The sequence below is a fragment of the Desulfatitalea tepidiphila genome, assembly GCF_001293685.1.
GTDB classification, from domain to species: domain Bacteria; phylum Desulfobacterota; class Desulfobacteria; order Desulfobacterales; family Desulfosarcinaceae; genus Desulfatitalea; species Desulfatitalea tepidiphila.
This window is the reverse complement of record NZ_BCAG01000003.1, coordinates 1,476,588-1,495,488: the sequence shown is the minus strand read 5'-3', so window position 1 is coordinate 1,495,488 and position 18,901 is coordinate 1,476,588. Positions and strand designations below refer to the sequence as shown.

Here is an 18,901-nt window from a genome sequence, read left to right as displayed (position 1 = left end):
CGATCTCTTAACTTAAATATACATTCCAAAAATTAATCAACCAAATGAATAGTCGTTTGACATCAGATTTTCGCAACCATTCTTCAACGAATATCTCCAATGCGGTTCAACCCGATCGGGCCCATCGAGACTACTCGATAGGTCTAAATACTATGGATAATGTTTCTCACCAAACGGATACATTACATCTCCACGACTTGATTACCTTGGCTCAGCGGCAATACCCGGAAGCATTAAAGCATTTATCCCAAGCATTATCGGTTCCATCAGGTCAACCTGACTTTCATAATGAGATCGGTCTGGCCTGGATGGCTTGCGGTCGATACGATTCCGCCCTGCTGTCGTTCAGAAGGGCATTGGCTATCGAACCCGCCATGGTGCCAGCGCTCTACAACGAAGGATTGGTCCACAAAAATGATGGGAATTTCGGCGCTGCCGTCCGATGTTTCAAAATCGTTTTAGGGATTAATCCGAATCATGCTAAAGCCCATTTCAGCTGGGGTGAGATCCTCCTTTCTACACATGATTTCTATGGCGCCGAACGCCATTTGCGCACTGCTATTAAAATCGATTCGAATTATGTTCCGGCTTTCAACCTGTTGGCAATTTGTCTATCAAAAATGAATCGGACCGAAGAGGCGAGAAGTGTGCTTATGGAGGCAGTTCGAATCGCCCCTTATTGTGCACGCACCCAATGCAATCTCGGCAACTTGGCGCGCCTGACACACCATTTCGAGGAGGCAGCCCGACATTATCGCGAAGCCATTCGATTACAGCCGGAATTCATCGAGGCACACTTCAATTTAAGTTTGGTGCTTTTGCTGTTGCAGGATTTTCACGAAGGCTGGAAGGAATATGAATGGCGCCTGCGTTTTTTCGGCGAAAATAACGGTTACCCGAACCGATATGATCTGCCACTCTGGGAAGGTCAGTCGCTGAATGGGAAGACAATCCTGGTTTATGATGAACAGGGATTTGGCGACGTCTTAATGTTCAGTCGGTTTTTGTTGGTGCTGAAATCAAAAGGCGCACACGTCGTGTTTGAAACAAGACCTGCGCTGTTCAATCTATTCAGGTCGTTACCTTATATTGACGAAGTCATCCTACGAAACTTGGATACCCCCCCAAGCGCTCGTTGTGATTATTGTATCCCCTTGCTCAGCCTGCCAGGGAAACTTGGCATCACGCGCGAAACAATACCATCCAACGCTCCCTATCTTTTCGCAGATCGTAAAAAGACTGCATATTGGTCAGATCGATTATCGGGTGCCGGATTAAAAATCGGTTTGGTTTGGCAGGGCTCGGCTGCTGATCCGTCACGACATTGCAGTCTCAATAAATTCAAAATCCTGTCCGAAATACCAGGCATACAATGGTATGGATTGCAAAAACATGTCTGCCGGGAACAAAACAATAGCGCTGAATGGGTAATCCAATTGGGCCCTGAGTTGAGGGATTTTTCCGACACGGCAGCGGTTATTGCCAATCTTGACTTGGTCATCTCTATCGATACAGCTGCAGCCCATCTATCTGGAGCCATGGGAAAACCAGTCTGGGTGCTTTTGCCTTTTATTCCCGACTGGCGCTGGTTCCTTTTCGATATCAAAACGCCCTGGTATTCTTCCATGCAGCTTTTTCGGCAAACAGAGCCAGGTAATTGGGATGTGCCTCTCAGGGCGATCGCCAATGACTTATCCCGATGGGCAGAACGTAAAAAGGCCCCCTACACTCATGAGCCGCACCTATGCTTATATAACTCTGCTGTTTCACTGCATCATAGAAAATCATACGCAAAGGCTGAGAACCTTTACCTGGATTTATTGGCGTTGGATCCGGAGAATGGCCCCGCATTAGCCACCTTGGGATTACTTTATCTTGAAGCCGAAAAATACGAAGATGCGATCAGGACACTGCCCCTCGCTCTTCTGCAAAATCCATTCGATTATTTTTCTATGAATAACCTCGGCCTGGCATATCAACGAATGCGTCAACCAGAAAAAGCCATGGCCATGTTCTTCAGCGCAATCGGCTGCAACACGGATTATTTACAGGCCTATTACAATCTTGGAAACGTATATATGGACCTGGATGACCTTGAAGCTGCCATCACATGGTATACAAAAGCGCTCCGGATCCAGCCTGACAATGCGCAAGCTCACCGTGAAACGGGAAAACTCTATTTGAAAAAACTCGACTTGGCACAGGCGCGCCATCATTTTGAGCGCTCACTCGACCTGGCGCCCGATGATATTCAATCAAGACTCAGCCTGGCCACGACCTGCCTGATGCAAGGGGATTTTGAATCCGGTTGGTACCATTATAAATGGCGGTTCAAAGAAGGGAGGATACGAGAACAAGCCTATCCGCACCGCTTCAACATCCCACGATGGCACGGAAAACCTTTCCCTGGTAAACGGTTGATCGTCCACTGTGAACAGGGTTTGGGCGATACCATCCAATTCTCACGCTTTCTGCCAATTGTTAAAGCACTTGGTGGATTGGTGACATTTCAAGTACAGCCCCAGTTGATGCCAATCTTTCAGGGTTTTCCGGGTGTCGATCATTTGGAAAAATTAAGTTCCGAATCAATGGAATTGGCGCCTGCAGACTTTTATGTGCCACTGTTGGATTTACCAAGCCACCTGAACATCACACCGTCGACGATTCCAAACTCCATCCCCTATTTGACACCCAGGCCCGAAAAGATCGCTTTATGGCGCGATCGAATAAATTGTGAAAAGTTTAAGATTGGTCTCGTATGGTCCGGCAATCCCAATCACATTAACGACCATAACCGTTCTTGTGATGTTTTAGACTTTCAGGAGATAATCAATTTCGATGGCGTTCAGTGCTACAGCCTTCAAAAGGAACTCTCCCCAAGGGATTCCGAAAAGGTCGGTCAATTGGAAGGCTTTATCCATTTGGGCCAGCATTTTAGAGATTTCTGCGATACGGCGGCAGCTATATCCTGCCTTGACCTGGTGATCACCGTTGATACGGCTGTAGCTCATTTGGCAGGCGCCATGGGAAAACCCACTTGGGTATTGTTGCCTTATCTTCCTGATTGGCGCTGGATGCTTCAACGCGATGACTCGCCTTGGTACCCTACCGTGAGGCTGTTCCGACAGCCCATAGCCGGAGATTGGCAAAACACGATCCGCTTTGTCTCGAAAGCCATAAAAAAGGAGCTGTGCGGTTGTGGAAAGTAGTGCTTTCGTCGAAGAGGCCGAGAAATTTGTCGCCAGCGGGAATTGGCAGGCTGCATCCATTGCCTACGCTCGACTTGCCTTGAGCTACCCAGACGAACCGGATGTGTTTTACCTTCACGGGCGTGTCCTCATGGAACTCGGGGACTGGGATGCTGCATTGTCACAGTTCAACAAGGCTCTTTCAATCAATCCAAAAGACTCACGCTTCCATCGCTGCCGCGGGGACGTTCTGCAGGCAATGGATATGCTCTTGGAAGCAGAGAACGCATACCGTTGCGCAATAGATTTAAATCCCCGTGATACCGATGCGTTGATCAATTTGGGGAATACCATTTATAAAGAAGGAAGATCAAACGGTGCGCTTGCCCCATATGGCCGGGCGCTGGCATTTGATCCTGAAAATTTGAAGGCCTTGAACAACATTGGCAAGACATGGCACGATCAAGGCGACCTGAAAAAAGCCAAAATCTGGTATGAAACCGCCCTGAAACTGAATCCGAATTATCCTGAAGCACACTTCAACCATGCGATAGCATTGTTGGCTGAAGGAGACTTCCGCAATGGATGGCAAGAATATGAATGGCGTTTTCATCGCCAATCGGCGCGACAAGTATACCCTCATCAACTCAACATCTTACGTTGGAATGGAGCACCTTTTCAAGATAAACGGCTATTGGTGCATTGTGAACAGGGTTTGGGAGATGTCATTCAGTTTTGCCGCTATATGCCGATGGTCAAAGCATTAGGTGGCACCGTAACCCTTGAGGTCCATGCCTCCCTCGTATCTCTGTTGGAACACATAACATCTGTCGATCGAATCATTCCCTTTGGCCGTCTAAAGCCTCGGGAAATAGATTATGATCTCTATGTTCCACTGATGAGCCTTCCGCTTCTTTTCGGAACGACTATAGAAAGCATCCCAGCACAAATACCATATTTGCATCCTTCGCCAGTGGAAGTATCCCGGTGGCAATCCCGACTTTCTTCTCGATGTGGAGCTCGCATTGGTCTTGTATGGTCCGGAAGCGCAACAGACCCCCGACGCTCTTGCCCGTGGGAAATTATCTCAAGGTTGACGAAAGTAATGACAAATTTACAATTTTTTAGTCTGCAGAAACAATTGCCGCCAGGTATCACCGCCGACCTTCTCGAACATGCCAATATGATACATTGGGGTAATTCTCTAGTTGATTTTCATGCGACAGCAGCAGCTATCAGTCATCTGGATCTGGTCATCTCCATTGATACAGCCACCGCCCATCTGGCCGGCGCCATGGGAAAACCAGTGTGGATTCTATTGCCTCATGCAGCCGATTGGCGTTGGCTTCAAATCCGTTCGGACACCCCATGGTATCCGACGGCACGCCTTTTTAGACAACCAGAAAAAGATGATTGGAGGGCTCTGGTATCTACCTTGGTCGAGGAACTTAAACAGTGGTCTCCTGCTTCACATCATTAGCATCATCTATTTCCCGGAAAATTTTCGGATCATGTTAAACAAAAGATGATGGCCTGAAATTTGCTTTATTTTTTTATTGCCAATTCCTAGATAGAAAGCGAAAACATAATGAAAATAGAATCCATTTTAAAAGATGCCATGGCAATCCATCAAACTGGTGAGTTAGAAGCCGCGGAGGTTCTTTATAGAACTATTCTCTCCCAAAATCCATTTGATCCTGATGCTTTGAATTTACTGGGTGTCCTCTCGTTGCAACGCGGAAAACTGAATGAAGCCGGGCAACTCATCAAGAAAGCGATTGACGTCAATCCCTTAATTGCCGAATATCATTATAATCTCGGGGAAACGTATGCGCATCAATGCAAAAAGGATGATGCTATTAAAAGTTATCGGCAATCTCTACAGTGTAACCCTCATCTTAAGATTGCTCAGGATCGTCTTGCTGCGATGGATAAACCTTTCCCATCCGAATTTGAAACGAATGATAATTCATTGAATCATTTCGAAATTATTCAACGAATCATAAATCATACCAAAGCGAATACCTATCTGGAAATTGGTATAGACGCAGGAGAATGCTTCTGTAATATCGATGCTAAAAATAAATATGGTGTTGATCCGACACCATCTCAAGACTTCGTCGACAAAATGATGACAAATGTGATGGTGACGCATTTTAAATGCTTGCAGTCCGGTTCCAGCAAAGCCGTTCACCTTACGCTCAGGGCCACGAACGAAAATCCCCCGCCGACATTTAAGTTGGTCGATAGCTGTGAATTCTACTATTTAACCTCGGATGTATTTTTTGCACGACATGCACCTTTGATATTCGACAAGCAAAAGATCGATGTGGCCTTCGTGGATGGGCTGAACACTTATCATCAATCCTATCAAGATGTATCCAATGCTTTGGATTTTCTTGCAAACGGAGGGTTGATTCTCATGCACGACTGCAATCCGCCAAGCGAGGCATCTGCTTTACCGGCCGAATCTTGGGAAGCTGCCCATAGAATGAACCTTGCTGGATGGAATGGAAATTGGTGCGGTGATGTGTGGAAATCGGTCGTACGGCTTCGGTCCACACGCAACGATCTACGGGTGTTCGTCCTTGACTGCGATTTCGGGGTCGGCGTGGTATGCCGAGGTGAAGCTGAAAACATGCTTGATTTGACGATGCGTGAGATAGAACACCTGTCCTTTAAGGACCTTCAAAGTGACAGAAGAACCCTGCTAAATTTAAAGCCTCAAAGTTATCTTCCCGAATTTTTACGTAGCTTGGTGTGATATCTGGAAGAGGTGTTGTGTAATTGTACGATAACATTACCTAAGTGGGCCAATTATCTTTTATTCTTATTTTAAGGAAATATACCAAAGGCTGTAAAGTGAATTTATTGATTTGTTTTGAAATATAAATACTTTTACTTTTTCAGGGCAAAACAAGTCAGCATCTTAGGCTTTCATTATGAGAATTGCATTGATTGGGAGTCGCGACCTTCAGCAATTTCCTACCATATCGTACGGTGGCATAGAAGCATGTGTGGAAAACTTAGCTTGGGGTCTGCACAATACTCATAAGGATTTTGTTTGTATCGTACCCAAAAGAACAGTTATCAATGAATATCCGTTTGAAATAATTGAATCGGATGTTCCGCCACTGCCTGGCCCTGAAAAAAATGTTTGGCCCTTTGCCCAAAGCCTACCGGCCATCATCAAAGAAGTTAAACCCGATGTGATTTGGTCTCAAAGTTTCTGGTCTGCTGAGTCCTTGAAGTCTTTGGGCATTCCAATAATTTGCACATTTCATGAATTCGTTCCGGATACGAAAAAGAAAAGCGAGTGGTTTGCCTTTCGTGAAAATACTTGGTACCGTTTTGTTTCTGAATTTCAGTTCAACCAATGGGTTGACCCTAACTCCGAATGGCAACAGGCGGTATCATTCTCCTTGCACACAGGGCTATCAGAAGATGAGTATTTCTTATGTCCCCCTTCCGACCGTCAGGACTATTATTTATGGGTAGCCGGACTGAACTGGGGCTGGCGAACAAAAGGTCTGGACCTATTCGTCGAACTGGCCAGAAGACATCCAGAAAAGAACTTTTTGGCATACGGAACGGGCAACAAACCCCTTGAAAATCAATTAATGGAGCTGAGTAAAACAATCAAGGGTTTCGAGTTCAGAGGTGAATTAAAGCGAGGCATAGCTCATAGAGAAGCATTTTCCAAGGCGCGACTTTTCTTGATGCCCAGTCAGATGTCTGAGCCATTCGGTCGAACTATTCTTGAAAGTATATCCAAGGGGACCCCTGTACTGGGAACTTGCAATGGCGCTTTGCCTGAATTGATAATTAATGACGTCAATGGGTATAAAGCAAACACCATTGAAGAATTTGAGCATATCCTGGATCATCAATTCGATTACGAAGCATGTTTTCGAAGCGCCAAGCGTTTTCACATCGATATTGAAGTCGAAGCGCTTGTGAGTAGATCAATGGAAATCATCAGAAAGGGTTACAATTCAAAACCTTATAAAAATTCTAATTGTTATCAATCACAATCCAATACAACATTCAATCAGGCCCAAATGAAAATTTCATTTCCTAATACGGACGCACTTAAGGCACCTCCAAGACAACGTGTTGCTGATAACAGCAAACTGAAAATTATTTATCGTATTTGCGATCACCGAAATGGTGGCACCAAAATCCCGCAAATCAACAAGCGTCAATGTTTTTTGAATTTTATCGAGGTATTTGGAAACGACAACCTGATTATCGTCGCAGACAACACCAGTGAGGCGACCATCGAATTCTTGAGCCGTTTTTCCAACTCTATCGAAAGGACATCTCTCGGAAATTCTGCAAGCTTCATCCATGCTCTAAACATTGCCGTGGGCTTTGATGATGCCCAGTCGGTCTACCTGGTAGAGGACGATTATCTGCACCAGCCCAAAGGTCCCCAATACATCGCAGAGGGGCTCGAACGCGCCGATTATGTGAGCCTTTATGATCATGCCGACAAGTATATGGCAAAAAGCCCTAATCCATTGGTATCCAGTGGCGGAGAAAACACAAAAGTGATTCTGACCTCTTCATCCCATTGGAAACATACCAATTCAACGACCATGACGTTCGCTGTCAAGGCCGGCACGCTCAAGGCTGATCAGCAAGTGTTTCGTCATTTTTGCAACGGAAAAATTCCATTAGATTTCTTAATATTCCGTAAACTGGCCGAAGTGGGACGCACCGTATTGACACCTATCCCAGGCCGCGCTACCCATTGCGACGAATACCCTTCCCCATTTATTTTCGATTCACCTTTGCCGTTCAAAACAGAACCGATTCAAAACAGCATCAACAGGCAGCCCGCAACGGGCATCCAGGTGGCTGAAACCATCCTATCCAAGGGCATGATATGATACCGGTCATCATTCCATTTTATAAAAATCGAACACAACTGGATAAATGTCTGCTGCATCTCCGGCGCCAAACCATGCCCGTGGACATCTTCATCCGCAACAACTCAGAGGACAACATCTACTTTACCGCCGCTATAAATGAAGGGATTCGCCATTTTCTTAAAAAGCCGGTCAAATACATGATCCTGTTAAACCAAGATATGTACCTTGAACCCCACGCAGTCGAGGAGATGGTCAACTTCATGAACCGCAACCCGCGTTGCGGCATCGGCGCCCCCCTTCAAATCCATCCCCAACAGGCCGATTATGTGATTTGGGCAGGATGCTTCGATGCCTTTCCCTTGGGAAAACATCTCCATGGACCCCTCCACCGTTTTAAAGAGAGCGAGCCGGTTTACTGGGCCAACGGCGCCTGCATGATTCTGCGCAGAGAGATGATCGAAGAGATCGGGCTGATGGATAAAAATCTTGTCTTTATCGGCAGCGACAGCGATTATTCCTTTACCGCCAGGTCGCGAGGATGGGAGATCTGGCGCATCGCCCTAGCAAGAGGTGTGCATGATCATGGTGCTTCGGGAAACAGCGGCAACCCGCGTATTGAAATGATCAAAATCAAGGACATGCTCTACTTCAGCAAGAAGTGGGTGACCGGAGAACTCTACCGTATGATGGCGTTCGAGGGCAAATCCCTGACACCCGAAAACACAACACAATTGATTGAAAAATTTGAGAAGGCCCGGCAAATAGTTGCTCACGAGATTGAGAAGCAGACAACCGCAACCATGGATGCCTGAATCCCCCTCGCCGCATCGCACATCACGCAGATGTCACGGCGAACAGCTGCCACTCCTGGGGAACGCCCTTGAGGATGTGTTTGCCCCGATTTTCAAATTGAATCGTTGATCCTACCACCAGGTCGCGAACCGTGCCGGATACTAGGACCTCATCGGGTTGAGCGTGTTGAACAATACGGGCACCGATGTGCACTGCAATACCGCTCAGCTTGTCACCGATCCTTTCACACTCGCCGGTATGCAAACCGGCGCGCAATCTCAGTCCGAGCGTGTGCACCTTCGCGGCACATTGGCGGGCACAGCGGATGGCGCGGGCCGGCCCGTCGAAGGCGGCCAGCAGTCCGTCGCCGGCTGTGTCGATTTCCATGCCTCGGAAAAGGCTCAGCTCTTTTCTGACCAGCTGATAATACTGCTCGAGAAGATCACGCCAAATGCGGTCCCCCTTGGCGGCGGCCATATTGGTTGAATCGACGATATCGCAAAAGAGGATGGTTGCCAGTACGCGGTCGGATTCCTTTTCATGGCGGGCGCCGGTGAGAAATTCTTCGATTTCTCCGACGATCAGATCCGGTGCGGCAATGAATGGAAAATGGTCTTCGCTGTCCACCTCGACCAATTTGGCTCCGGGAATATGATCGGCGAGGTAATGGGCATGGGCGATGCTGAGCATGCGATCCCTGGAGGCATGCACGACGAGCGTGGGGATCTGGATCGCCGGCAGGATGTGGCGGACATCGATCTCCATGAGCATTTTCAAAGTGGTCGCCGCTGCTCCAGGACTGGCGGCTAACCGAAGAAAGGCGGCCCACCAGTTTCGAAAGGCGATATCGCCCTGAAGGCTGGGCGCCCAATGACGCACGCCCCATGGTCCGCCCCAGTGCCGCTCCAGGTGATCGATGAAAGTGGACAACTCTTGCTCGCTGATGCCGTGAGGATAATCGGCTGTGCGGATGGCCCGGGCGAAGCTGCCGTAAATGATCAATGCCGCCGTTCGCTGGGGATAGGTCGCGCCAAAAAGGAGCGCCAGGGGGCCACCTTCGGAAATCCCCATGACGACGGCCTGGGATGACCCGGCGGCATCCATGACCGCACGCACGTCATCCATGCGATCTTCGAGGGTCGGCACGGTACCCACGCGGTCGGAGAGTCCGGTTCCCCGCTTATCGAACAGGATCAAACGGGCAAAATCGGTCAAGCCATTCAGGAAACGGGCCGCCCTGGGCTCTTCCCAGATGTACTCGACGTGGGACACGAAGCCCGGTACGACGACCAGGTCCAGGTTTCCATGGCCCACCACCTGATAGGCAATGTGCACATCGCCACTTTTTGCATATTTTGTTTTAGCTGCCATGCCTCCACCCTGACGCAACATTGTTTGATGGGCTCAACATAACGCCTGTCAGTCAAATGTCATCAGGGATGAATCCGTCCGGCATGGCCGTATCGCATCAAACCTTGGCCGTCAGCCATCTTTTTTTGGCGACTAAGGCAACGCCAGCCATGACGAGGTAAGCCATCATGAAGCCCAGGTGGGCGATATCGATGAACATGGTAAACCCCGGCGAGAAGACCACATCCGGGAGGTTTTTCAGGACGCGGAAGATACCGGTGCCGACAATGCCGGCCAGCAGCGCGACGCGTATCCAGGCCAGAACCGTCAGGCGGTATTGCTTACGCAGTAAGGCCCAGTAGGTCACCAGGCCATATGCAATCAGGGCCAACAACGCGATGGCGCCCAGATAGTGAATGGTGTGCGTCACGTAATACTGATCCAGCCACCCCAGGCCGGGGATATCGGCGATATAGTACCGCTTGAAAATTGGCATCTGGGCAAATCCGGTCAACCCCATCAATAGAAATATCAAGATATAGACCGGCTTGATCCAGACTTGTTCCGCGATGGTCTTATTGGGCAAAATCGGTCGGCTCACCTGGTCACCTCCTGCTTCTCTTCCGAGGTTTTGATGGCCTTGTAGACTCTTCCGACGGCGGCCGCCACTCCGGCAATCGGGGCGATGACCATGGCCTTGGCCAGGTTGTCGGCGTGGGCCATTTGATCGGCCACCGCATTCATATGGGGCTTGCCTTCCCCTTGCTGGATGGCCTGGTTGATCAGCTCGAACGGAACGGGCGAGAGATAAATGGTGTTGGTGCCGCCGTTTTCGTGTTCTCCGTAAATATAAAGATCTTCGGACTCGGCGAGCCGGTGAGCTTCGCGCAGAATCTCATCCCTGGGACCGATGGTTTGAACCTGCTCTGGGCACTCCTCGATGCAGGCCGGCAGTTCGCCTTCTGCGATGCGGTTGTAGCATCGATCGCACTTGTACATGACCCCGTTGCCGGCAAATGCGGGCAACAGGTCCAGGTACATGCCGACCCCGGTCTGGCGTTGAGGCACGTCCCATGGGCAGACCGATTTGCATTTGGCGCCGCCCAGGCACAGGTCCGCATCGATTACCGTGATGCCGTTCTTGAGTTTACGGGCCGAGCCCCATGGACAAAGATCGGCGCAGGGCGGATTCTGGCAGTGCATGCAACGCCTGGGAATCGTCATGGTTATCTCTTCGCCATTGTGGGTGACGGTGACTTCCTGGATGAAGAGCCAGTTGTAAGGAGTCAGCCGATCGCGGGTCTCCCGGCCCTCCGGGTCGGACCAATCCTCGACCTTGACCCGGGAAGGATACATTTTGGGATAGGGTTTTTTGGGATCCGGGTATTTGTCCGCGTTGGCATCGCGGCATGCTTCCACACACGCCTCGCACCCGATGCATTTACGGATATCGATCAAGGTGGCCAGCTCCTTCACCCTGGGTTGTTCGGCGGACGCGGTTTTCGGCACTTGGGATGCGCAAGCCGCGCAGGCAGCGGCCACACCGGTTTTTAGAAAGGTTCTGCGTGAGAGTGACATGTATCGGACCTCCTTAAAAGCCAACCACACTCGGAAACATCTCCAGGTTCGTGTGGGGCAGGAACAATGCCGAAGTGAAGTCATCCATGTAGCCCGGATGGCTGGAGAAATCGATATAGGTCATCTGTTTGCACACCTGCGCGGCTTCGCGGCGATGTACCTCGGAAAGCAGGGCCATGTAAGCTCCCACGATGGAGCTGTTGCCGAGGTAGACGAATTTGTCGCGCTCGATATCGGGAAGCAATCCGATGCGAACTCCTTTTTCGATGTTGATGTACTGGCCGAAACCGCCGGTGATGATCACCTTTTCGACCACTGAAAAATCGAGTCCAGCCACCTTCAACAGGGTCGTGAATCCTGCATATACCGCCCCTTTGCTGTAAATCAGGTTTCTTATATCCGACTCGGTGAAGATGATCTCTTCGTTCATGGGGGTTTGATCGGCGGGCGCCAGCTCATAGGCCCACTCGCCGTTGATATGGCGAACGAATCGGCTCTCACGGTCCGTGGAGAATTTGCCGCGGCGATCGATGACCCCGGCATTGAGCAGTTCGGACATCAGGTCGATCATGCCGGAGCCGCAAATGCCGCGTGGGGCGTTGCCGCCGACCGTGACAAAGGTCGGCGCCCATGTGTCCGGATCGATGGTGATCTGCTCTATGGCGCCCTCTTCGGCCCGCATGCCCCAGCGGATGCCGCCGCCTTCGAAGGCCGGCCCCGCGCTGCACGCGGCTGTCATCAACCACTCGTTGTTGCCGACCACGATCTCTCCGTTGGTGCCCACGTCGATGAACAACGTGATGGCTTCCTGGCGATGGAAACCGGCGTAGAGCAGACCGGAAACGACATCGCCGCCCACATAACTGGCCGGCCCGGGCATGACGAAGACGGCGGCGATGGCATTGGCCCTGATCCCGATGTCACCGGCCTTCAGGATAGGAAACTCCGAAATGGTCGGGATGTAAGGCTCCCGGCGGATATAGCGGGGCTCAATTTTCAGCAGCAAGTGCGCCATGGTCGTATTGCCCGAGATGACGACGTTCCTGATGTCGTCGGTATCCGCTCCCACGCTGTCCAACGTTTCTCCGATCAGGCTGTTGATGGTGGCCAAGGCCATTCGACTGAGCTTCTGGACCCCATCCTTTTCGGCACAGACGATGCGGTTGATCACATCGTCGCCGCAGGATGCCTGACGGTTGTGCCCGGATGCGGCGCCGAGAATGGTTGCATCCGCCATATCCACCAGGTAGACGACGATGGTGGTGGTGCCCACGTCGATGGCCAGCCCGAGGGCGCGATCCCCCTCACCGCCCGGTCGGACCTCAAGGATCTCATTGGCGCATTTCCGGCGGATCACCGAAGCGGTGACCTTCCAGTTGTCCTTGCGCACAGCCTCGGATAACTGCCGGATGACGCGGAGCCCCACGTTCAGGCATTCCAGATCGCACCCCTGAGCCTTCAGCCCGCGCTGAAGCCGGTCCAGGTCGCTCACCGAGTCGTCCAGGGTCGGTGGTGAGAGCGTCAGATGCACTTCCTTGAGCATGGGCTCGATATTCGGGACCAATCCTTTGAGTCTGGCGGTGGCGGATTCACCCATGCCGGCCACCTTCAGGCGCTGCTGAAGCGACTCTTCGGGAATCCGCACGGCCAGGTCGCCGGTGATTTTCGTCTGACAGGCCAGCACGTAACCTTTGGCCTTTTCCTGGACGCTGAGCAACGGGGTGGGAGTCGTTTCGGATTTGCCCGAAACCACGACCAGTTTGCATTTGCCGCAAGCCCCCTTCCCGTTACAGGACGCGTTGATGAAGACGCCGGCCGCGTTGGCCGCTTCGATCAGGGTGCTGCCGACAGGTACCGATACCGTCTTATTCTCCGGCTGGAACTCTATCTGAAACGTCGAGGCGTTCACCTGTTCTGCGGATTCGGCATCCCACCCTTCCTTTCGCTTGCTCATAAACCAGATCGGGCAGGATGGCCGAAATTTACAATAGATATCCGGATCACGGCAAGTGAGGCAGTCATCGCACAGATAGACGTTGTGCTTCATGCAGAGATAACTGGTCTCCACTTCAGGATGGCAAAGGCATTGTCCCATGCTGGACCTCTCTTCGATTTTGGCCTCTGTGATTGAGTAGCGGACCGCTACCAAGGGTTCAACCGGCTCATGAAAAGCCCGAGGAAGAACCCGGAGAACAAAAGCCGCTTTTGGCGCCTTCAAACGCGCTCACGCAACTGATTAATCGTGTGACTTCCTTGTGGCCACATTTGGGGCATTCGATCTTTTCTGACTCGTCGCTCGAAAATACAATTCTCTCAAAACAGTGATGGCACTTTTTACATTGGTACTCGTAAATGGGCATTTCTTCTCCTTCATTGCAGCCAGGGACTCTATTATTGTGAAGGGCCTGAAGGGTACCTCACCCTTTCAGGCCCTCACAACGGAGGTAAAGAGATGGATCTCGCTGCCAAGCTTGACAGGTCATATTGCAGTAATGATGCCAAAACTCCCAAACGCATTTTGATGCGCTGAGCACGTCTGCCGGTTATGGAACATCCGTCAACCGTTTAAACAGTTTTGAAATCCAGGGGGCTCAGCCCATATCGTTTCATCTGCTGCCATACGCTGGTTCGCGATATACCCAACAACCTCGCGGCTTCGGATTGATTACCGCCGGCACGCTTCAGCGCATTGTACAGGCTCTGTTTTTTTAAATCCTCGATCCGCTGCGGTGACGCGAAACCAGGATCACATTCGGCTTTGGCCTGATCGAGTATATGCGCAGGGAAATGGGACGGCCGAATCATCTCCTCCTGGCAGGAGACAAAGGCAAATTCGAAAGCACTTTTGAGTTCACGGACATTGCCGGGCCAACGATAATGGGTAAGGGCCTCCAGAGCGTCATTGGAAATGCCTTCGATACGCTTGCCGCTTCTCAGTTTGATGCGGTTGAAAAACGAATGCGCCAGCAGGGGAATGTCCTCGGTGCGTTCCCGCAACGGCGGCACATGAATGGGAATGACGTTGATGCGGTAAAAGAAATCCTCCCGGAAGCCGCCCTTTTCGATCAGCGCCATCAAATCACGATTCGTGGCCGAAATAATGCGGGCATCCACATGAATGGGCACGTGATCACCGACCCGCTCCACCACTTTTTCCTCGAGCACGCGCAGTAACTTGACCTGCGTGGAGAGCGGTATGTCCCCGATTTCATCTAAAAAAATGCTGCCTTTGTCAGCTGCTTCGAATCGGCCCTCGCGACTGCGGTGGGCACCTGTAAAGGCACCTTTTACATGTCCGAAAAGCTCGCTCTCCAGCAGCGATTCGTTCAGGGCGGCACAATTGACCTTTATATAAGGACCCTTGGACCGCAGACCGGTGTTATGAATGGCCTTGGCCACCAGCTCCTTGCCGGTGCCGCTTTCACCGAAGACGATGACCGGCGCATCCGATTGGGCCGCATTGGAAATCAGCTCGAACACCCGTTGCATCGGCGCCGACGTACCGATCATGCCGTGGAAACGGTCCTCGCTGTCCAGTTCACGCCGGTAGCTTTCGATCTGTGTCTCTTTTTCAATTAAATCGGTTACATCGGTAATGGTTTCCACGGCGCCGTTGATATTGCCTTCCTCGTCCTTGAGCACGGAAGCGTTTTTCAGAATATGCACCGGACGGCCGTCTTTGCGCAGCAGCAGACATTTCTGCCGCTTCAGATTGCCCTTCTGAAACATCACGCACCAATGGCAACCATCGGCCCGACGGGCCAACTCGCAGGCGCTGCAATTGAGAATTGCACACGAATTTCCTATGATTTCTTCACGTTGGTAGCCGGTAATATCTTCAAAAGCCCGATTGATGGCAATGATGGTCCCTTCGGGATTGACGATCATCACACCATCTTGGATGGTATCGACCACCGCCTTCCAGTAATCGTTGAGGATGCTTTTAGTCATGACAGTTCCGTTCAGTTTGTTAACATTTTAAACGTTAAAATAATTAACACATGAACAGTTTGGAGACAAGAGGCCACCTTTCATTTTTTGGCCAACAAGCTTCAATGACATCCGGAAAGGCCAACCAAGGCCCTATCGGGCTGTTGATACCGTAATTTTCTCGTGGCATCCCGCTTGCACAATCGGAAAAGTGACAATACCAGCGATATCAAGAGATCGATATCAGTAAGGGTAATCGAGATGACGACATTTGATATGCGTGAATCGATCATTCCTTTTTCACTGCTTCAAATCAGTAACCACTTTAAAAGAATGAAATCAGGGGAAGTCGTGGATATCATCTGCCCAGATGCCACCGTAGAAAAAGATCTGCAATGCATCCTGCCCCGGCGGGAATACGAAATCTTCCTCCTGGATCAGGCGGTTAGCGAGATAAACGGCTTCTTTATTCGACTTCTTAAGAAATAAAAAGGATGACAGACCATGAACACTATCTCTTTTTCCGACATTTCCATCGTCTCTTGCGGCACATTGAATCTTGAACTCAATGCACTGAAGAAGGAAGGATTTCTGGACACGCCCCAGATTCTTTACACGACCCCCGGTCTCCACCAGGACCCGCCGGAACTGGAGCGCCAGCTGGTGCGCCGGATCCAAAAGGCCAAGGAAAAAACCGAAAAGGTCATCGTCGTATATGGCGGTAAATTCTGCTACGTGAATATCGATCAGCCGACCCGCCTGATGAAACATATCGTGGAAGAACAGGGCCCCAAGGTCGCCAGGATCGAAGCCACCCACTGCATGGACATGATCGCCAGCCAATCCGAGCGTGATCGCATTGGCAAGGAGATGGCCGGAGGCGAACCGGTATGGTGGATGACCCCGGGATGGATCAAGTTCAAGAAAGAGGTGTTCAAGGGGTGGGACCAGGCCCTGGCCAACGAGAATTTCCCCAAACACACCGGCGGAGCCATCGTCCTGGATGCCATCGGTTATATGGACGAATTCATGGCCAACGATCCGGAAGGCTTTCTCGGATATTCCGATTGGATGGGCATACCGCTCATTCCGTACCCAGTCTCTCTCGATCGACTCAAGCAACTGCTTCTGGACCAAGCGCAAAAGCTCATGTCGTAAGACTGTGAAAAGGAGATCACTTCATGTGGCGTTTTCTTTCGATGCTGCAAAAAAACCTGGTCTGGTCGATACCCATCTCCATGCTTGCAGGGCTCCTGTACGGCTACCTTTTCGACGCCTCCCCTCTGAAGCAATCGATCATTCCGGTGACCTTCGCCATGGTCTACCCGATGATGGTGACCTTGAGTGTGAAATGCGTATTCAAAGGCCAAGATTATAAACTGCAGGTGTTCACCCAGGCCATCAACTTTATCATCATCCCCCTGCTGGCCTACTATACCGGAAGATTATTTTTCTCCACGGGTCTCGAAAAACACGGCCTCTGGGCGGTAGGGCTCTTTTTGATCGGTGTGCTGCCCACCTCGGGCATGACCATTTCATGGACCGGCTTTGCCAAGGGCAACAAGGAAGCGGCCATTAAAATGGTCATTTTCGGGTTGGTCCTGGGTGCCCTGGCGGCACCGATCTATACCAAACTGTTCATGGGCGCCACCATCGATGTGGACATGCTTCACATGTTCCAGCAGATTGCCCTTTTTGTCTTTCTGCCGCTGGTCATGGGATTGTTGACACAATATATCGCCATCAAAAAATATGGCCCTAAAGCCTGGAACGAGCGCATCAAGACGAAGTTCCCTCCCTTTTCTGCATTGGGCGTCATTTTGATCGCTTTTGTGGCCATGGCGCTGAAGGCCAGAAATATCATCGACAACCCGGGCGACATCATCGCCATCTTGATCCCTCTGGCCATCTTCTACTTGGCGACCTACGTCTTCCTGTCCGTCGCCGGTCGCCTCTTTTTCAAGCGCGAAGATGGTATTGCCATGGTGTTCGGGGTCGTCATGCGGGACCTGTCCATTGCGCTGGCCATCGCCATGACCGCCTTTGGGAAACAAGGTCTGACCATTGCGCTGCTCATCGCCCTGGCCTATGTGATCCAGATCCAATCGGCCGCCTGGTATGTACGCTTCGTGGATTTCATTTTCGGCGCTACGGTTGCCAAAGCCGTACCTGCACCGGTCAGGCTGGTCCAGCAGGAGGCTATTGGGCGCCGTATACCCGAAGAGATGCCAAAGGCAGATGGTGAGTCGCTGGTTCCGGATTTCAAAAGGATCCTCTATGCCACGGATCTTTCCGAAACGGCTCGCCATGCAGTCCGATATGCGTGCAGCCTTGGCCACCGCTACGATGCGGAAGTCACTGTGCTTCATGTCATTCCGGACATCCTGGATGAGTTGTCCAAAGGGGCCGGCATCAATCTGGCCGATCACATTGACAAGCGCGAATGGGAACGATTCAACCGAAACGGTGTCGAAAAAGCGCAGCAGGCCATTCACCAGAGGATTCACGAAACCTCAAAAAGCGTAACCCAACAGATGCCCAGGTGTCCGTTGGCCGATGAGAATATCCTTGTGCAGACCGGAAACCCAGCGGATTGCATCGTCTCTTCGGCGAGAAAGGGGCGGTATGATCTCATCATCATGGGCACCCATGGGCATGGCAAGTTCGAAGATCGTATCATCGGCAGCGTGGCCGCGGATGTGATCCGGCACAGTGACCTGCCGGTGATGGTCGTTCGCTTGCCGAGGGAGCATGGTGTTCAAGGGGTCAAAAGTGAAGCATCGGCGGAAGCATCGGGTCAGGCCCGAACTGCGGCTTCGCTTTAAATAATGGAATGTCAATCCCAAAGAAAGGAGCACATCATGAAAGCCAGAAATTGTTGCAAGACCATGGAAATGGAGCTCACCAGCTGGAAAGCCATCATCTATGACATTACCCGGAAGATGGAAAGTCTGCCTGGTGGTGAAAAGTCCAAGATACTTCCAAACATCGAAGACCTGCATATGCTCATCGCCGAACTGGATGACCGCATCGATCAAATCCGGGACAAATGTTCTCCCGATACCTGCATGGAAGACATTCAAAGCGAAAGGGATGCCTACAACAAATCCCTTGCCACCTTGCGCGTCACTGCGGAAGAGGCCATGCGCGGACTCGGTGCTGGAAATTTCGGAGGATAAGCGAACT

The 18,901-nt window shown here is 50.9% G+C and carries 15 protein-coding genes; 9 read left to right on the top strand and 6 right to left on the bottom strand.

From position 1 onward, the window contains the following. The first annotated feature begins 152 nt into the window (after positions 1 to 152). From DFT_RS11335 to DFT_RS11315, 5 genes are all read left to right on the top strand, one after another. Complete coding sequence (locus DFT_RS11335; protein WP_076750520.1) at positions 153 to 3,209, top strand: tetratricopeptide repeat protein; 3,057 nt, start codon at positions 153 to 155, stop codon at positions 3,207 to 3,209. After that, the gene (locus DFT_RS11330) at positions 3,199 to 4,668 is read left to right on the top strand and encodes a tetratricopeptide repeat-containing glycosyltransferase family protein (protein ID WP_054031301.1); all 1,470 of its coding nucleotides are present in this window, start codon (positions 3,199 to 3,201) and stop codon (positions 4,666 to 4,668) included. The genes DFT_RS11335 and DFT_RS11330 overlap by 11 nt, the downstream gene beginning before the upstream one ends. A gap of 108 nt (positions 4,669 to 4,776) precedes the next feature. After that, positions 4,777 to 5,952 (top strand): class I SAM-dependent methyltransferase, encoded by a 1,176-nt coding sequence (locus DFT_RS11325; protein WP_054031300.1) that lies wholly within the window; start codon positions 4,777 to 4,779, stop codon positions 5,950 to 5,952. Between the two features lie 178 nt (positions 5,953 to 6,130). After that, complete coding sequence (locus DFT_RS11320; RefSeq protein ID WP_054031299.1) at positions 6,131 to 8,083, top strand: glycosyltransferase family 4 protein; 1,953 nt, start codon at positions 6,131 to 6,133, stop codon at positions 8,081 to 8,083. Between the two features lie 74 nt (positions 8,084 to 8,157). Continuing rightward, on the top strand, positions 8,158 to 8,877 hold the full coding sequence (locus tag DFT_RS11315) for a glycosyltransferase family 2 protein (protein ID WP_161807131.1): 720 nt from the start codon (positions 8,158 to 8,160) through the stop codon (positions 8,875 to 8,877). 22 nt (positions 8,878 to 8,899) lie between these two features. On the opposite strand, the gene DFT_RS11310 is transcribed toward DFT_RS11315, so the two are convergent. From DFT_RS11310 to DFT_RS11290, 6 genes are all read right to left on the bottom strand, one after another. Further along, positions 8,900 to 10,228, bottom strand: a complete 1,329-nt coding sequence (locus DFT_RS11310; RefSeq protein WP_054031297.1) for an adenylate/guanylate cyclase domain-containing protein — start codon at positions 10,226 to 10,228, stop codon at positions 8,900 to 8,902. Positions 10,229 to 10,325: 97 nt separating this feature from the next. Beyond that, entirely contained in the window at positions 10,326 to 10,808 is a 483-nt protein-coding gene (locus DFT_RS11305; protein ID WP_235506207.1) for a FeS-binding protein, read from the bottom strand. Further along, a complete protein-coding gene (locus tag DFT_RS11300; RefSeq protein ID WP_054031296.1) occupies positions 10,805 to 11,785 on the bottom strand; it encodes a 4Fe-4S dicluster domain-containing protein in 981 nt (326 codons plus the stop codon). Before DFT_RS11300 ends, DFT_RS11305 begins: the two co-directional genes overlap by 4 nt. 13 nt (positions 11,786 to 11,798) lie before the next feature. After that, complete coding sequence (locus tag DFT_RS11295; protein ID WP_054032432.1) at positions 11,799 to 13,880, bottom strand: ASKHA domain-containing protein; 2,082 nt, start codon at positions 13,878 to 13,880, stop codon at positions 11,799 to 11,801. A 67-nt stretch (positions 13,881 to 13,947) separates the two neighbouring features. After that, positions 13,948 to 14,145 carry an FmdB family zinc ribbon protein gene (locus DFT_RS25050; RefSeq protein WP_076750518.1) on the bottom strand — a complete coding sequence of 66 codons (198 nt, stop codon included), beginning with the start codon at positions 14,143 to 14,145 and terminating at the stop codon, positions 13,948 to 13,950. A gap of 205 nt (positions 14,146 to 14,350) precedes the next feature. Then, positions 14,351 to 15,736 carry a sigma-54 interaction domain-containing protein gene (locus DFT_RS11290; protein ID WP_054031295.1) on the bottom strand — a complete coding sequence of 462 codons (1,386 nt, stop codon included), beginning with the start codon at positions 15,734 to 15,736 and terminating at the stop codon, positions 14,351 to 14,353. 240 nt (positions 15,737 to 15,976) lie between these two features. Between DFT_RS11290 and DFT_RS11285 the strand changes: the two genes are divergently transcribed. From DFT_RS11285 to DFT_RS11270, 4 genes are read left to right on the top strand one after another with little or no spacing between them, the layout of a single operon-like run. Then, positions 15,977 to 16,204 (top strand): hypothetical protein, encoded by a 228-nt coding sequence (locus tag DFT_RS11285; RefSeq protein ID WP_054031294.1) that lies wholly within the window; start codon positions 15,977 to 15,979, stop codon positions 16,202 to 16,204. A 15-nt stretch (positions 16,205 to 16,219) separates the two neighbouring features. Continuing rightward, positions 16,220 to 16,873: a DUF1638 domain-containing protein gene (locus DFT_RS11280; protein ID WP_054031293.1), complete on the top strand. Its 654-nt coding sequence runs from the start codon at positions 16,220 to 16,222 to the stop codon at positions 16,871 to 16,873. A gap of 23 nt (positions 16,874 to 16,896) precedes the next feature. After that, a complete protein-coding gene (locus tag DFT_RS25490) occupies positions 16,897 to 18,540 on the top strand; it encodes a universal stress protein (protein WP_083453447.1) in 1,644 nt (547 codons plus the stop codon). Between the two features lie 36 nt (positions 18,541 to 18,576). After that, positions 18,577 to 18,894, top strand: coding sequence for a hypothetical protein (locus DFT_RS11270; protein ID WP_054031292.1), 318 nt, complete (start codon positions 18,577 to 18,579; stop codon positions 18,892 to 18,894). Positions 18,895 to 18,901: the final 7 nt, after the last annotated feature.

Excerpts from the sequence above, each read along its gene's own strand:
- DFT_RS11335 (WP_076750520.1), top strand. The coding sequence starts at position 153 with ATGGATAATGTTTCTCACCAAACGGATACATTACATCTCCACGACTTG.
- DFT_RS11325 (WP_054031300.1), top strand. The coding sequence starts at position 4,777 with ATGAAAATAGAATCCATTTTAAAAGATGCCATGGCAATCCATCAAACT.
- DFT_RS11320 (WP_054031299.1), top strand. The coding sequence starts at position 6,131 with ATGAGAATTGCATTGATTGGGAGTCGCGACCTTCAGCAATTTCCTACC.
- DFT_RS11315 (WP_161807131.1), top strand. The coding sequence starts at position 8,158 with ATGCCCGTGGACATCTTCATCCGCAACAACTCAGAGGACAACATCTAC.
- DFT_RS11310 (WP_054031297.1), bottom strand. The coding sequence starts at position 10,228 with ATGGCAGCTAAAACAAAATATGCAAAAAGTGGCGATGTGCACATTGCC.
- DFT_RS11300 (WP_054031296.1), bottom strand. The coding sequence starts at position 11,785 with ATGTCACTCTCACGCAGAACCTTTCTAAAAACCGGTGTGGCCGCTGCC.
- DFT_RS11295 (WP_054032432.1), bottom strand. The coding sequence starts at position 13,880 with ATGGGACAATGCCTTTGCCATCCTGAAGTGGAGACCAGTTATCTCTGC.
- DFT_RS25050 (WP_076750518.1), bottom strand. The coding sequence starts at position 14,145 with ATGCCCATTTACGAGTACCAATGTAAAAAGTGCCATCACTGTTTTGAG.
- DFT_RS11290 (WP_054031295.1), bottom strand. The coding sequence starts at position 15,736 with ATGACTAAAAGCATCCTCAACGATTACTGGAAGGCGGTGGTCGATACC.
- DFT_RS11285 (WP_054031294.1), top strand. The coding sequence starts at position 15,977 with ATGACGACATTTGATATGCGTGAATCGATCATTCCTTTTTCACTGCTT.
- DFT_RS11280 (WP_054031293.1), top strand. The coding sequence starts at position 16,220 with ATGAACACTATCTCTTTTTCCGACATTTCCATCGTCTCTTGCGGCACA.
- DFT_RS25490 (WP_083453447.1), top strand. The coding sequence starts at position 16,897 with ATGTGGCGTTTTCTTTCGATGCTGCAAAAAAACCTGGTCTGGTCGATA.
- DFT_RS11270 (WP_054031292.1), top strand. The coding sequence starts at position 18,577 with ATGAAAGCCAGAAATTGTTGCAAGACCATGGAAATGGAGCTCACCAGC.